This window comes from Bifidobacterium pluvialisilvae (assembly GCF_019331695.1).
In the GTDB taxonomy this organism is placed as follows: Bacteria; Actinomycetota; Actinomycetes; order Actinomycetales; family Bifidobacteriaceae; genus Galliscardovia; species Galliscardovia pluvialisilvae.
In genome coordinates this window covers 64,672-79,871 of sequence record NZ_JAHBBI010000004.1, presented here as the reverse complement: position 1 = coordinate 79,871, position 15,200 = coordinate 64,672, and the positions used below count along the sequence as shown (strand labels likewise).

The 15,200-nt window shown below is 64.6% G+C and carries 9 protein-coding genes; 3 read left to right on the top strand and 6 right to left on the bottom strand.

Features of this window, described 5'->3' with window-relative positions:
- The first annotated feature begins 45 nt into the window (after positions 1–45).
- Positions 46–1,437: a polysaccharide deacetylase family protein gene (locus KIH77_RS04500; protein ID WP_219099917.1), complete on the top strand. Its 1,392-nt coding sequence runs from the start codon at positions 46–48 to the stop codon at positions 1,435–1,437.
- Between the two features lie 97 nt (positions 1,438–1,534).
- On the opposite strand, the gene KIH77_RS04495 is transcribed toward KIH77_RS04500, so the two are convergent.
- Complete coding sequence (locus KIH77_RS04495; protein ID WP_219099916.1) at positions 1,535–2,821, bottom strand: citrate synthase; 1,287 nt, start codon at positions 2,819–2,821, stop codon at positions 1,535–1,537.
- 186 nt (positions 2,822–3,007) lie between these two features.
- Entirely contained in the window at positions 3,008–3,784 is a 777-nt protein-coding gene (gene map / locus KIH77_RS04490) for a type I methionyl aminopeptidase (protein WP_219099915.1), read from the bottom strand.
- A 136-nt stretch (positions 3,785–3,920) separates the two neighbouring features.
- On the opposite strand from map, the gene KIH77_RS04485 reads away from it, so the two are divergent.
- Positions 3,921–6,002, top strand: a complete 2,082-nt coding sequence (locus KIH77_RS04485; RefSeq protein WP_274607437.1) for a M13 family metallopeptidase — start codon at positions 3,921–3,923, stop codon at positions 6,000–6,002.
- Positions 6,003–6,615: 613 nt separating this feature from the next.
- Here KIH77_RS04485 and KIH77_RS04480 read toward each other — a convergent pair.
- From KIH77_RS04480 to KIH77_RS04470, 3 genes are all read right to left on the bottom strand, one after another.
- Entirely contained in the window at positions 6,616–6,894 is a 279-nt protein-coding gene (locus KIH77_RS04480; RefSeq protein ID WP_308283238.1) for a GIY-YIG nuclease family protein, read from the bottom strand.
- A gap of 318 nt (positions 6,895–7,212) precedes the next feature.
- On the bottom strand, positions 7,213–7,803 hold the full coding sequence (locus KIH77_RS04475; protein WP_219099912.1) for a single-stranded DNA-binding protein: 591 nt from the start codon (positions 7,801–7,803) through the stop codon (positions 7,213–7,215).
- 337 nt (positions 7,804–8,140) lie between these two features.
- Entirely contained in the window at positions 8,141–9,958 is a 1,818-nt protein-coding gene (locus KIH77_RS04470) for a proline--tRNA ligase (protein WP_219099911.1), read from the bottom strand.
- Between the two features lie 107 nt (positions 9,959–10,065).
- On the opposite strand from KIH77_RS04470, the gene KIH77_RS04465 reads away from it, so the two are divergent.
- Positions 10,066–13,635, top strand: coding sequence for an SCO7613 C-terminal domain-containing membrane protein (locus KIH77_RS04465; protein ID WP_219099910.1), 3,570 nt, complete (start codon positions 10,066–10,068; stop codon positions 13,633–13,635).
- A 100-nt stretch (positions 13,636–13,735) separates the two neighbouring features.
- Here the strand turns inward: KIH77_RS04465 and KIH77_RS04460 are convergent, their stop codons facing one another.
- Positions 13,736–15,175 carry a PIF1 family DEAD/DEAH box helicase gene (locus KIH77_RS04460; protein ID WP_219099909.1) on the bottom strand — a complete coding sequence of 480 codons (1,440 nt, stop codon included), beginning with the start codon at positions 15,173–15,175 and terminating at the stop codon, positions 13,736–13,738.
- Positions 15,176–15,200: the final 25 nt, after the last annotated feature.

Genomic DNA, 15,200 nt, shown 5'->3' with positions numbered 1-15,200 from the left:
AGTGTTCATGGCAACGTATCACAGACCGAAGAAGCAGGGAAACGCATGGCCAAGCATTCCGCAGCGAACATCCGGGGAACACACCGCCGCCGGCTCATCGTCATCATCGTCGTCATCGCGATGGTCGCCGCCATCGCCGTCTCGGGCGGCGTGGCGTTCTCCTGGCGCAACCGTCGCACACAGGCGATGAGCCAATGCACCGCGGCACGGACCACGCTGCTCGGCGCCGCCAAGACGCTGAACGAGGCGACCTCGGCAGCCGAATCCACGGCCGGCACCCAGCCTTCGTCCGCGGAGGACCCCGCCACGGTCACCACATTGCGCACCGCGGTATCGGAGGCCAAGACGCTGATCTCCGACATCAACAACGGTGAACGATACCAGTGCGACGAAGCGATGTCCTCGGATGATCTGACAACCCGCACGCAATCATTGGCCAAGGCAGAGAAGAACGCCTACGACCGTGCCAAGGCCATCACCGCCGATGCGAAAACCGTGCGCCGTGGCGTCGCCAATAAGGCCAACACCGCCGTCCGGTTCACGCTCACCGCGGCGGTGTCGCAATCGAAGGGCCTACTCGACCAAACTGACGGTAAGGTGACCGATGAATCCACTCGCACCAAGCTGCAACAGCTCACCGCCACTGCGAACGAACAACTCAACGGTGACGACATCATCACCGACAAGACCGTCTACCAACGGTCCATCGACCAGCTGAACGATGCGATGGACGCCGTCACCAAGTCGAACATCGCCAAGCTCGGCGTGGACTGCGCGACGGCCAAATGCGTGGCGCTGACATTCGACGACGGTCCCGACGCTGCCAACACGCCGCCGGTCATCGAAGCACTGAAGAAGACCGGGACGACCGCCACGTTCTTCTCGGTAGGTGAGCACATCACCGACAAGACATCGCCGATGCTCAAGGAGCTGGCCAAGGCCGGGCATCCGATTGAGAACCACACATGGAACCATCCGCATCTGCAGAAGCTGAGCAAGGCCGACGTGATCTCGCAGCTAACGAGGACCAGTACGGCCGTGGAGAAGACCGTCGGCGCATACCCCTCGATGATTCGGCCGCCATACAGCGAATGGAGCAACGACGTACGGGACCAGGCTGTGGCCATGAACTCCTCGATCATCAACTTCGATGTGATGGGCTACGACTGGGAGAAGGACGCCGACGGCGTCTACAGCGAGGTGCTCGAATGGACCCGCCCCGGCGACATCATCCTGCTGCACGACCTGCAGGGCAGCACCGCGAAGGCGACCGAGCGCATCATCACCGACCTCAAGGCCAAGGGCTACACGTTCGTGAGCATTCCACAGCTGCTCGGGGAACGACCGAAGCCGGGGTATGTGTACTATTCGCGCGGCCAGGTGGTCAAGCCGGGCGAACCGTGGAAGCCGTCCACGAACTACGCCGAACAGTGGTAGAAAAACAAACCCGCACAACTCGTGATTCCACCGGGGAAACCGTGGTTTCCAGACGGAGAAATCGGAGTTGTGCGGGTTCTGACTACCACCTGTCCATTCATCGATCCTCAATCGGCACGTAGTCACGTTCCGGCGAGCCGGTGTACACCTGACGGGGGCGGCCGATCTTCGTGGCCGGGTCGTTGAGCATCTCCCGGTATTGGGCTATCCAGCCGGGGATGCGGCCGAGCGCGAACAGCGTGGTGAACATCTCCTGGTCGAAGCCGATGGCACGATAGATGAGACCCGTGTAGAAATCCACGTTCGGATAGAGATGGCGGGAGACGAAGTAGTCGTCGTGCATGGCGATGTCCTCGAGCTCGAGCGCCACGTTGAGCAGGTCGCGCTCGCCGGCGAACACGTCGCCGCGCAGCTCCATGATCTGCTTGAGGTATTTCTTGGCGATGGCCGCGCGCGGGTCGTATGACTTGTATACGCGGTGGCCGAGGCCGGAGATGCGGTGGCCCTCCTTCTTGGCCTCCTCCACGAACTCCTTGACGCTTTTGCCGGAGTCGCGGATGGTCTCCAGCTGACGCAGCACGGCCTCGTTCGCCCCGCCGTGCAGCGGGCCGGAAAGCGCGTTGATGCCGGCGGCCACCGCGGAGTAGAGGTTCGCATGGGCAGATCCGGCGATGCGCACCACCGACGTGGAGCAGTTCTGCTCGTGGTCGGCGTGGATGATGAGCAGCTTGTCGAGCGCGTCGACCATAAGCGGGTCGGATTCGAACTGCGTGTACGGCACGGCGAAGCTCATACGCAGGAAGTCGTCCACGTAGCCGCGCGAATAGTCGGGGTACAGCAGCGGCTCGTCGCGGCGGCGGCGCCAGATGTGCGAGACGATGGTGCGCACCTTGGCCATGATGTTCGCGGCGGCGGCGTCGAGCTGCTCGGGGTCGCTGATGTCGACCGTGTCGGGATGGTAGGCGGCGAGCGCGTTGACGGCGGAGGCGAGCACGCTCATGGGGTGCGAGTTGCGCGGGAACGAGCCGAGGAACGTGCGGAAGTCCTCGCCGATGACCGTGCGGCGCAGGATGCCATCGCGGAATTTCGTGTACTGCTCGGAGTTCGGCAGTTCGCCGTGCTGGAGCAGCCATGCGACCTCGAGGAAGTTCGAGTGCTCGCACAGCTGGCTGATCGGGTAGCCTCGGTAGCGGAGCACCGAATTGTTGCCGTCGATGAACGTGATCTTGGATTCGCACTGTGCGGTGGTGAGGAATCCGGGGTCGAGCGTGACCCAGCCGTCGTTGCGCAGCTTCGAGACCACGATGCCGTCGGGGCCGCTGGTCGCCTTCACCACGGGCAGGTCATAGGCGGTGGACTCCACCTCCAGCCTTGCTGTTGACATATTCCCTCCTTGATACCGCTACGGCAGCATACTCGTGCCGTGTTCGCCTTAGATTACCGCATGATTGTGGCGGGCGGCGGCGTTCGCCCATTTCCGGGCCCGCCGGGTACGGCGACGGCCCGGCCGACGCGTGGTGCGTTCTGCCGGGCCGTCGCCGTTTCGGACGTGTGGATTCGCGGGCGGACGTCAGTCGCGGGCGGTGAGGATGATGGGGTCGCCGTCGGTGATGGCGATGGTGTGCTCGGTGTGCGCGCCGCGCGAGCCGTCGGAGGAGCGCAGCGTCCAGCCGTCCTTCGGGTCCTGGTAGATTTCGTCGGTGGTCTTGAGGAACCACGGTTCGATGGCGATGACCAGACCCGGGCGCAGGCGGTAGCCGTGGTGGGCCTTGCCGTCGTTGGGCACGTGCGGGTCGCCGTGCATGATGTGACCCACGCCGTGGCCGCCGAACTCGAGGTTGACGGTGTAGCCCTGGGAGCGTGCCACGTCGCCGATGGCGGAGGAGATGTCGCCGAGACGGTTGCCGGCCTTGGCCTGGGCGATGCCGGCGGCGAGCGCGTCCTCGGTGCATTTGATGAGGCGCAGGTCCTCGGGATCGGGGTCGTTGCCGACGACGAAGCTGATGGCGGAGTCGCCGACCCATCCGTCGACGTTGATGGCGAGGTCGAGGGAGATGAGGTCGCCGTCCTTGAGGTTGTAGTCGTAGGGCACGCCGTGCAGCACCGCATCGTTGACGGACGTGCAGATGTAGTGCGCGAACGGGCCGGTGCCGAAGTCGGGTGCGTAGTCCACGTAGCAGGATTCGGCGCCGTTGCGCGCCTCGATGCGCTGCTTGACGAATTCGTCGATCTCGAGAAGATTGGTGCCGACCTTGGTCATCTTCTTCAGGTCCTTGAGGATGGAGCCGACGAACTTGCCGGCGGGGCGCATTTCCTTGATTTCCTGAGGGGTTTTGAGTTCAATCACGTCTGATTCGCTTTCTACGATTGGTTCCCACCCACCTTACTTCAACGCCATGCCATATGGCCGGCCATACGCCCGCACGACCGAAATATCGTTCACGACGGCGAAATCGCGGCATTGGTATGGCTGAGCCATTACTCTGGGAAGCATGACAGACTCGCTTATCTCCGGCATCGATCCGGCATCGTTCTCCTCCGTCACCAGGCCCGCTGATGATTTCTTCCGCTACGTCAACGGCCCGTGGATCGACACGTACATCCTCCCCGCCGACCGTGCCCGGTTCGGCGCATTCGACAAGCTCGCCGAGAACGCCGAGCAGGACGTCCGCGACATTCTCGAGGACGACGACAGCCCGGCCGTCAAATCGGCCATCCTCTACCGTTCGTTCCGTGACGAGAACGCCATCGACGCGGCCGGCATAAATCCGATCCGCCCCGACCTCGACGCCGTGGACTCGGCTTCCGACAAGACCGCGCTGACTCGTGTGCTCGGTTCGCTCAACCCCGCCGGAGGCCCCGACCTCATCGGCCTCATGGTGTATCCGGATCCCGGCGACCCGGACCACAACATCACGCATGTGGAGCAGGCGGGCCTGGGTCTGCCGGACGAGGCGTACTACCGCGAGGAGCGGTATGCGTCCGTACGCGATGCCTACGTGGACATGGTCTCCTCGCTGCTGCGCCTCGCCGGCTACGCGACGACCGGCGACGAGGCGGACGAGCAGGCGCGGCGGTTCCTCGACGTGGAGACGCGCATCGCCAAGCACCATTGGGACGTGGTCGCCACCCGCGACGAGGACAAGACGTACAATCCCACGGATTACGCGCAGCTGAAGGAGACGCTCTCCTCGTTCGACATCGAGGCGTGGACCCGCGCCTGGCAGGACGCCTACGACGTGACGGCGGCCGCCTCGGTGCAGCCCATCGACATGGGCACGGTGCTGGCGAAGACCATCGTGCACGAACCGAGCTTCCTGAGTGGCGTCGACCGCTTCTGGCATGACGCCGACCTCGACGACCTCAAGCTGTGGGCGCGCGTGCATCTCATCAACGGCTGGTCGCATTTCCTCAGCGAGGACTTCGACAAGACGACCTTCGGCTTCTACGGCAAGGTGCTGTCCGGCACCACGGAGCAGCGCGACCGGTGGAAGCGCGGCGTCTCGTTGGTCAACGGCATCTGCGGCGAGGAGGTGGGGCGCGAGTATGTGCGCCGTCACTTCCCCGAATCGTCGAAGGAGCGCATGGAGGAGCTGGTCGGCAACCTCATCAAGGCGTATCATGCGTCGATCCTGGCCAGCGACTGGCTGGGCGAGGACACGAAGGCCAAGGCGCTGGAGAAGCTCGCCAAGTTCACGCCGAAGATCGGCTACACGAACCATTGGCGCGACTACAGCGCGCTGAGCGTCTCCGACGACCTGTCACTGGTCGACAACCTGCGCAACGCGTGGCGTTACGAGGCCGGATACCAGCTGGCCAAGGCGGGCAAGGCGGTCGACAAGGACGAGTGGCTGATGAACCCGCAGACGGTGAACGCCTACTATGAGCCGACGATGAACGTGATCGTGTTCCCGGCGGCGATCCTCCAGCCGCCGTTCTTCAACCCGGATGCCGAGGACGCGGCCAACTATGGCGGCATCGGAGCGGTAATCGGCCATGAGATCGGTCATGGTTTCGACGACCAGGGCTCGAAGTACGACGGCGACGGCAGGCTGCACGACTGGTGGACGGCCGAGGACCGCACAAACTTCGAGAAGCGCACGAAGGCGCTCATCGAGCAGTACAACGGCTTCGTCCCGCGGCAACTGGCCGAGAAGTACGCGCGTCAGGGCCAGCCGGAGAAGGCGCCGCACGTGAACGGCGCGCTGACCATCGGCGAGAACATCGGAGATCTCGGCGGCGTGAACATCGCCATCAAAGCGTATGCGCTCGCCTTGGGCGCCGCCGACGGCACTCCCGAATCGGTGGCGGCCGCGCTCGAGCATGCGCCGGTCATCGACGGATTCACCGGCGTGCAGCGGTTCTTCCTTTCGTATGCCTCGGTGTGGCGCGGCAAGAACCGTGACGAGCTGGCCGAACAGTACCTGCAGATCGACCCGCATTCGCCGGCGGAGTTCCGCACCAACGGCATCGTGCGCAACGTGGACCTGTTCTACCGGGCGTTCGACGTGACCGAATCCGACGCCATGTGGCTCGCCCCCGAGTCCCGCGTCCGCATCTGGTAAACCCCTCAGCGCCGTCTCCGCCCCGGGACGGCGCTCGCTTTCCACCCTTCTAATCTCCGTTCATGGTCATCCTGATTGACATTCCTCGTATCGTCATCCTGAGCGAGCTCCCTTCATTGTCATCCTGAGCGAGCTCCCCTTATTGTCATCCTGAGCGAGCGGAGCGAGTCGAAGGATCTCTTCGTACCTTTGACCGGATGAGATCCTTCGACTCCGGCCTACGGCCTCCGCTCAGGATGACAAAAAGTGGGACGCCACCGCTCAGGATGACGGAAAAGCAGGTTCGTCCGCTCAGGATGGCAAAAGGCGGGACGCCTCCGCGCAGGACGCCAGAAAAACAGGTTCGCCTTCACCCAAGATGACAAAACGGGACGCCTCTACTCTGGATGGGGATACCTCTGCTCAGGACGGCAGAAGGAAGCGGGACCGTCTCAACCTAGGATAATCAAGCGAACGGCTGTTCCTCGTTCCCCGAGGCGATGTCTCCCCTATATCATTCGGGATAAACGGAGCACTCTTCTATGTCATTCTGAGCGAGTTCCCTTCATTGTCATCCTGAACGAGCGGAGCGAGTCGAAGGATCTCTTTCAGACGATAGACAGGGAGCGACTTCTCACCAGTCAAGGGAGAGGTCACGCCACGAAGGATTGACCCCTGCTATCAGGGCATTTTTCTTGGAGCGTCTCCATCCTTTGAGCTGCTTCTCCCGCTGCAGTGCAGCCATGATATCTTCAACGACCTCGAAATAAACGAGTTTGCCGGTTTTGTAGCGGGACGTAAACTCACTACCATCCCCATTACGGTGTTCATCCAGACGACGTCGCAAATTACCGGTGACACCGATATACAACACCGTGTTGCCACGATTGGCAAGAATGTAGACGTAGTACACAATGCCTCTCCTGTACCAATAAGTGGTTATCTCCCGCCCTGAGCACCCTTTTGTCATCCTGAGCGAGCTCCCCTTATTGTCATCCTGAGCGAGCGGAGCGAGTCGAAGGATCTCTTCGGACCTTTGACCGGATGAGATCCTTCGACTCCGGCCTACGGCCACCGCTCAGGATGACAAAAAGCGGGACGACACCGCTCAGGATGACAAAAAGCGGGACGACACCGCTCAGGATGACGGAAAGCAGGTTCGGCCGCTCAGGATGACGGAAAAGTGAGACTGCCTTCACCCGAGATGACGGCAATGGCGATGGTGCAACCTTCAGACGGTGGGGGTGTCGTCGGGTGGGGGTTCTATGTCGGCGAACTCCTCGTCGGGGACGTCGGATTGCGGAATATCGGCATAGGGATCACGGCCGGACGGTGCCGTGCCGGGACCATCGGCGGGAGGCGTGGCCGCGCCGCCAGCCCCCGGTCCGGGAATCACCGGCGCGGCGTTCTGCCCGCCGGCCTCCGAGGCGGCATCCCCTCCGCCGGAGCCTCCCCCACCGTATTGCTTGCGCACGAACATCGACGCCCCGCGGTTGAGATCGTGCCCGATATACGCCGCTTCGATGGCGATGGCGCTGCGCTGCGCGCCGTCGCGCTCCCAGGTCTCGGTGACGAGGTCGCCGACGACGATCACCGCGTCGCCTTTCTTCACCGACTGCATGACGTTCAACGCCAACGACCGGAAGGCCTTGACGGTGATCCATGTGGTCGGGCTCTCCTGCCATTGCCGGGTGCGGCGGTTCCAGAACGAGCGCGTGGAGGCCAGGCGAAACGTACACATCGGTGTGCTGCCCTGCGCGCCCAGGCGGGTCGGCTCCCTGCCCACGTTTCCGGTGATGACGATCTGTGACTGCTGTGCCATGGTCGGCCCTTTCCCTTGCGTTCGACGTTTGGACCATTCCGTCAGCGGAGCCGGGTTCAATGGCGAGAGAGGAGGAAGAGGGGAAACGTCGCCTATGATCCCGGTCGCCGCGGAACGGTGATATCCACTATGCGGCAATGGGTCTTGCCAGCATATGGGAAACCGGGAATGTTAGCGGATGGACCACCCTCGGACGCATAGTGTGGATAACCTAGGGCGAAATACGGAACCGTGGATAACTTCATGGCCTTCCACAAGGTCATGGAAGCATCGGCATGAAAAAAGGGAGCCGACCCATGACAGGTCGGCTCCCCCGGTCCGCTTTCGACGGGCGAGACTACTTCAGCAGGCCGGCGATGCGGTCCGCAATGACGTCGGCGGCCTCGGCGACCGGCACGGCCGCGTCGTTCTCGCCGTTACGGTCGCGCACCTCGATGGTGCCGTTGTTCACGGTGTCGCGTCCGGCGACGGCAATCAGCGGGGCGCCGATGAGCTCGGCGTCCTTGAACTTCACGCCCGGGGAGACCTTCTTGCGGTCGTCGTAGATGACCTCGATGCCCTTGTTCTCGAGCTCGGTGACGAGGTTCTCGGCGGCCTCGAACGCCTCGGCGTTCTTGCCGGTGGCGACCACATGCACCTGGGCGGGGGCGATGACGGCCGGCCATGCCAGGCCACGCTCGTCGTGATGCGTCTCGGCGATGCAGGCGAGCACGCGGGAGACGCCGATGCCGTAGCAGCCCATCCACACGGGCACGGCCTTGCCGTTCTGGTCGAGCACCTTGAGGCCCAGCGCGTTGGAGTACTTGAGACCCAGCTGGAACACCTGGCCGATCTCCACGCCGCGCTCGAAGCTCAGCGGGCCGGAGCCGTCGGGGCTCATGTCGCCATGGCGCACCTCGACGGCCTCGACGGTGCCGTCGGCCTTGAAGTCACGGCCGTAGACGAGGTTGTAGTAGTCGACCTCGTGCTCGTCGGCGCCGGTGAACCATGCGGAGCCTTCGACCACGTGCGCGTCGAGGAAGTAGCGCACCGGGTTCTCCACACCGGCGGCCTCGGCCTGCGGGCCCAGCACCATCGGTCCGATGTAGCCGGGGACCAGTTCCGGATGGGCCTTGAGGTCCTCTTCGGTGGCCTCCTCGAGCTCGGCGGGGGCGAACTGCGCCTCAAGACGCTTCATGTCGACGGTGCGGTCGCCGGGCACGCCCACGACGATCACCTCGCGCCACGGCTCGTCGTGGTCCTCGTCCTCGGGATGCTTGACGGCGATGACGACGTTCTTGAGGATGTCGGAGGCCTCCCACGATCGGCCGTCGGCACGCGGATGGTCGGCGTTGGCGCGCTCGATCATGTTGTCGATGGTCTTGGCGTCGGGCGTGGACTCCTTGGTCGCGGCGGGCGTGTTCGAGCAGTCGACGGCCGGCAGCTCGGGCGTGGTGAGCGCCTCGACGTTCCAGGCCTTGCCGGAGGGGGCGAGCGCGAACGTGTCCTCGCCGATCGGCATGGGAGCGAGGAACTCCTCGGAGGCGGAGCCTCCCATCGGGCCGGACATGGCGAACACGGGCACGTACTTGAGATCGAGGCGCTGGAAGATGCGCTCGTAGGCGCCGCGCTCGTCGTAGTAGGCCTTGCGCAGACCCTCCTCGTCGATGTTGAACGAGTAGGCGTCCTTCATGATGAACTCGCGGCCGCGGATGAGGCCGGCGCGCGGACGGAACTCGTCGCGGTACTTGGTCTGGATCTGGTAGAGGACGACGGGCAGGTCCTTGTACGAGGAGTACATGTCCTTGACCAGCAGAGTGAACATCTCCTCATGCGTCGGCGCGAGCAGGTAATCGGCCTGGTGACGGTCCTTGAGGCGGAAGATGTTGTCGCCGTATTCCTCCCAGCGGTGGGTGGCCTCGTACGGTTCGCGCGGCAGCAGGGCGGGGAAGTGCACTTCCTGGGCGCCGATGCCGTTGATCTCCTCGCGGATGATGTCCTCGATCTTGTCGAGGACCCTCAGGCCCAGCGGCAGCCACGTCCAGATGCCCGGGGCGGCCTTACGGATATATCCGGCGCGCTGCAGCAGTTTTGCGGAATCGACGTCCGCGTCGGCGGGATCTTCGCGCAGCGTGCGAAGGAACAGCGTAGACATACGCAATGCTTTGGAACTCATAAACCCCAAGGGTATTCATGTTAAGGGACATCAACGGCGGCCGCGTGCGGCGGGAAAAACGCACGTTCCCCTGCTTCACGACGGTGCGGAAATGTGACAGACTTGAGATGGCAGTGAATCAGAAGGGACTGCACATGAATCACAACGCCGTATTCGAGACGGGTGGCGCTCAGACGATGAACCGCTGGCCACGGTCCGTCGAACAACTGCTCTCCACAGGTCTGAATCCCGACACGTTCACGCCGGTGACCGGACGGTTCACCCCTACCGGCATCGACCTCAACGACCCCCGTTCCCGTCGCCTGCTCGACATCAGCCGTCGTGCGGCCAAGGCGCTGGAGCAGCGAGACCGCATCATCGACGCCCTTCGCGACCCGTCGATGCGGCCTCCCAAGGGGGTGACGCTCAACGCGTGGCCACGCAACCCCGATGTGCTGACCAATCCGAACATCTACCCCGACACGTTCACCACGATCACCGACCCGCACCACTCCCCCACAGGCGTGGACCTCACGAACCCGCAGGCGCGGCGAATCCTCGAGTTCGGCATGGAGGCGGCGAGGCTGCTGCGCGAACGCACCCAGCTGCTCGACGAGATGCGGCTGTCTCCGGCCTCCTCCCCACGACCCGTTCCCCCGCAGCCTATGCAGTCCGTCACGCACATGCGTCCGGCCGGACCACAGCAGACCGCCGTACGGCGACCCGCACCGCAACGGTCCGCTGCCCCGCAACCGCAGACTCCCACCGCCCCGCATCAGCGGTTCAACGTGCAGATCCTACTGCTGGCCACAGGCATCGTGCTGGTGTCGGCCGCGGTGTTCGTGTTCGCCGCGCTCACGTATTCGCTACTGAACGACACGCAACGCGGCATCGCCATCGCCGTTATCGGCCTACTTGGCCTAGGAGTGGCGTTCGTCCTGCGAAACCGCCTGCGCATCACGGCGGAGGGCGTCGGATGGGCGTCGCTCATCGCCCTGGCCATCGACTCGCTGCTCGCGCCGAATCTGCCGGCGTTCGCAAACGTTCCGGACGACGCCGTCACCGGCCTGGGAATGCTGCTGATCTCCGGTCTCAGCCTGGGATTGTGGGGCGTCTGCCGTATGCGAGAGCATCGCACGCCTGCCCCACCCCACAACCATCACGCTCCCGACCCGACCCACGACCATCGCCCGCTGCGCGTCCTCACGCTGTTCCCGGCGTTCGTGGCCCCGTTCGGCCTCATGCTCGCCCTGTACGGCCTGTTCGGCGTCCGCCCCGTCTTCACGATCGTCTTCGACGGCAACGGCACCATGCGACTGTGGGCGTCGACGCTTATCGTCGCGGTGGCCGCCATACCGGCGGGAACGCTTATGCCGGGGCATCGTCACGACGCCGTCAGGACTCCGAATCTGGAACGCAACACCGTGACCGTCCTCGGCATGGCCGCCGGCGCCTTGGCGACGCTGGCTGCCATGGCGCTGCCATCCGGCTCCGAAAACATGCTGCGGCTGATTGCCGTCCCCGTGCTCTCCACACTGGTCTGGCTGGCGTGCTGGCCGCTGCTGCACCGCCGTTTCGTCGTCATCGCGCCGGCCGTCCCCATGCTGGTGCTGCCCATGGCCGCCCTCTCGTTCATGCCGGTCGCGGCGGCCATCGACCAGCTGGTGTTCGCCGGGGTCGACGCGCAACGGCGGAACGACTGGAATCTCATCATCCCCTGCGCGATGGCCTGCGTGTTCGCCTGCGCGTATGCGGCGCTGGCGCATGCGTTCACCATGAAACCAGCCGCCCGGATTTCCACCCATCAATCCCCGCAAACCCCACAGGACCCGTCGCCCTCTGTATCCCCGTCACCCTCTGCGTCGCCAGCGTCGCCCTCGCCATCCCCGTCAGCCCCGCCTTCCGCGTCCGCCCTGCCGTCCCCGTGGCGTCTCTCCCCGAAGGAACGCGGCATCGGACGCGTCATCGCCATGATCGTCGTCATCGCCTCGCTGGTCGTGCAACTGACGATGAGCGCCCCCGCGATGCTCGTCACGACCGTCAATGTGCCCCTGACCATGACGATATCCCGGCCGTCGTTCCTGCCGTCGGCGATGCCGGAACAGATTCTTCCCACGTTCGTCACCATGCTGATGCTGACCGTGACCCTGCTATGGCTGTCGCGCACGATTGCCCGTCAGTTCGTCGTCCCCGCCATCGTCGTCGGGGCTTCGACGGCGTGTCTGGCGGCCACGCTGCCCTCTGACCGCACGATAGTATTGGCCGCGTTCGTTGCCCTTCCCGTCGTGTTCGCCGCCATCGCCCTCGCCGTCAAGTTCCTCGCCGCCGGAGTCCCCGCCACAACGGCCATGGCAATGCCCGCCGAGACGATCCATGCCAAGGCAATCCCGGCCGCCACGACGATCCCCGCCGTCGGCAGAGCGGCATCTCCCGCAACACCAACCACACCAACCACACCAACCACACCAACCACACCAACCATCACATCACCAACCACATCACCACCCACACCACGCGCGCCGCTCCCCTACGTCGTATACGTGCTGCGCACCATGCAGGTGCTGTCGCTGCTGTCGGCGGCCTCCCTGGCCATACTGAACTGCAAGGGGTATGACGTCATCCATATTCTCGCCGACGTCGTCATGATCGTGATGCTCGTCGTCTGGTACGTACTGATCGCCGGCGACATCGGCGACGCGCCGCGCGCCGTCGCCGTCGTGCCCGTCATCGCCTTGCTGGGATGGGCCATGATATCGATGACCTACCCCATCCAGTCCCTGCTGGTTCCGGAGCCGTATGCGACGTTTGGCCTGGGCGCCGAACTTGCCGGCACGATTCGCCGTCTGCTTTGGGGAACGGTGATGATATCGGTCTTCGCCGTCGTCTGCCTTGCACGAACGCGCCGGGCGCGCCCGCGGGCCGGCGTCCCGGAACGCGTGGCGGCCATGGCGACGAGCGGGACGCTGGCGGTCGGCGGCGTGGCGGCGGCCGGCACCGTGTCGTGTCTCAAAGGGTGCCCGGCGGTCAGTTCCATCTTTCCGTCGATCACCCAGCCCATGGTGGTCGTCGTACCGCAACTGGCCGCGGTCTGCGTCATCGCCGCAATCGCATGGCTCCGCGATGCCGGCGACGATGCCGGGGAGCGTCGGCGCAGTCGTGTCGCGACGCTTGCCGTCGCCGCGGCGGGCACGGCCATCATCGCGATGACGAACCTCAATGCGCTGGTGCTCGACGGCCGGACCACGTATGCGCCGGTCAGACCGTTGGAGCTGCCGACGCTCATGTTCGCGGCCGCCGCGCTCGTCGTCGGCGGCGTGTTCATGCGCCGCGACCCCAAGTTGCGCAGTTGGCGGGCGCTCGGCCCCGGTCTGCTGACCGCTATGCTGCCGTCGCTGCTGATCACCTGGTTCGTCATGGCGGCGACGCCCGCACGCATCGTGTTCGTCGGCACGATGGCGGTGGCGGCGATCATCGTCGGCGGCGTCCGCGGCCTCAAGGCGCCGTTGCTGTGTGGGACCGTCGTGTTGGCCACCCATGTGCTCGTGCAGTTGTGGCCGGCGATCAGCGCGTTCAGTGCGGACTACTGGTGGGTGTGGCTGGCGTTGGCCGGCGTGCTGCTCATTGCGGTCGCCGCGTTCTACGAACGCAGTCTCAAGGCCATGCGCACGCTTGGCCGCCGCATACGCGACCTGCGATAATCGGCCGTTGGCGACCGTTCACAATGGACGGCCGCGAGTGATCCGTGTGCGGACGTGACGTCCGACGTCACAAAACAGCACGACGATGCGGAACAGCGAATCAGAACAGCGCGTCCTGCATGAATTCGTCGAATTCGTCGTCATCCGACGACTCCCCTGGCGCGTCGGAATTCTTGCGTCTACGCGGGTCGAACGCGTCGGCGCCTTCGGCGGCGAGCCGTTCGGACGCCGACCGGGACGCCTCCCGCAGCCGGGAGTCGAGTCGTACGGCGTCGTCGGAGACGAGGAACGCCTTCTCGTTGATGCCATGCAGATAGAGTCCGTCGAGCGCCTCGACTCGGGACAACGCGACGTATCCCATGCCGGGTGCGAACGTGCGTCGCAGGTCCATGACGGCCCGGTCGAGCGTCATGCCCTGCGACTTGTGGATGGTGATGCCCCATGCGCAGCGCAACGGCACCTGGTTGACGCTGGCGAGCACGGTCTCGCCGTCCATCATCTCCCAGGCGGCCGGCTTCATGGTCACGGTGTTGCCGTTTTCGAACCGTACGATGGGCCAGCCGCCCTTGTTCTCCTGTTCGAATTCGACGACCGTGCCGATGGACCCGTTGACGTACTGATGGTCCTGGTCGTTGCGCAGCGCCATGACCGCCGCGCCACGCTTCAGAACGAGGCGTTCGGGGGCGAGCATGTTCTTTTTCAGCCGCGCCACCAGTTGTGCCGAGCCGGCCGACTCGGCGTGGAATTCGTGGGCTTCGTCCGGTATCGCGGCGAGCATGCGGTCGTTGAGCGCGTCGGCCTGACGATTCGTGGGAAACAGATTGGTGGCGATGACGCCCGGTTCCGGGAATCGTCCGATGCGTGAGGCGAGCACGGCACGGTCGGCGTCGGTCACGCCGCCGTCGCGGATGTCGGTGAGCACGCCGAGCAGCTGGCCGTCGTCCTGACGATGCTGTTCGGTCAGATAGCAGATTGTGGGATTCAGGCGATTCCACACCAATGATTCGGTGACGAAGCCTTCCGGGTCGAGGCCGCGCCGCGCGTATTCCTCACGCGAACGCAGGAACGCCTCGCTTGGCGTCATCATGTCGTTGTTGCGTCCCGACCGGCTGACCGGCGGCAGTTGGAAGAAGTCGCCGGATATGACCACCTGCAGGCCGCCGAATGGACGGTCGTCGCGGCGCAGCACGCGGCAGACCTCGTCGACCATGTCGAACAGCCAGGCGTGCATCATCGAGACCTCGTCGATGACGAGCACGTCGGTGGCGGCGATGGCCTTGCGTCGTCGTGTTGTGATGCGTTTGAGCGTGGCCGGCTCCAGCACGGTGGCGACGCCGACGCCGCTCCACGAATGGATGGTCTGCCCGTTGACGTGCGTGGCGGCGATGCCGGTGGACGCGGTGACGGCCACCGACTTGCCGGCACGACGTGCGGCGCGGATGAACTCGTTCAATACGTAGGTCTTGCCGGCGCCCGGGGCACCGGTGAGGAACACGTTCGCGCCGGCGTCGAGCATGGCCAAAGCCTCAGTCTGCTGCATAAGGCCCCATGGTACCCGTATGGCG

What these genes read in the sequence shown, in the direction of transcription:
- KIH77_RS04500 (WP_219099917.1), top strand. Translation starts at nt 46, where the DNA reads ATGGCCAAGCATTCCGCAGCGAACATCCGGGGAACACACCGCCGCCGG.
- KIH77_RS04495 (WP_219099916.1), bottom strand. Translation starts at nt 2,821, where the DNA reads ATGTCAACAGCAAGGCTGGAGGTGGAGTCCACCGCCTATGACCTGCCC.
- KIH77_RS04475 (WP_219099912.1), bottom strand. Translation starts at nt 7,803, where the DNA reads ATGGCACAGCAGTCACAGATCGTCATCACCGGAAACGTGGGCAGGGAG.
- KIH77_RS04470 (WP_219099911.1), bottom strand. Translation starts at nt 9,958, where the DNA reads ATGAGTTCCAAAGCATTGCGTATGTCTACGCTGTTCCTTCGCACGCTG.
- KIH77_RS04465 (WP_219099910.1), top strand. Translation starts at nt 10,066, where the DNA reads ATGGCAGTGAATCAGAAGGGACTGCACATGAATCACAACGCCGTATTC.
- KIH77_RS04460 (WP_219099909.1), bottom strand. Translation starts at nt 15,175, where the DNA reads ATGCAGCAGACTGAGGCTTTGGCCATGCTCGACGCCGGCGCGAACGTG.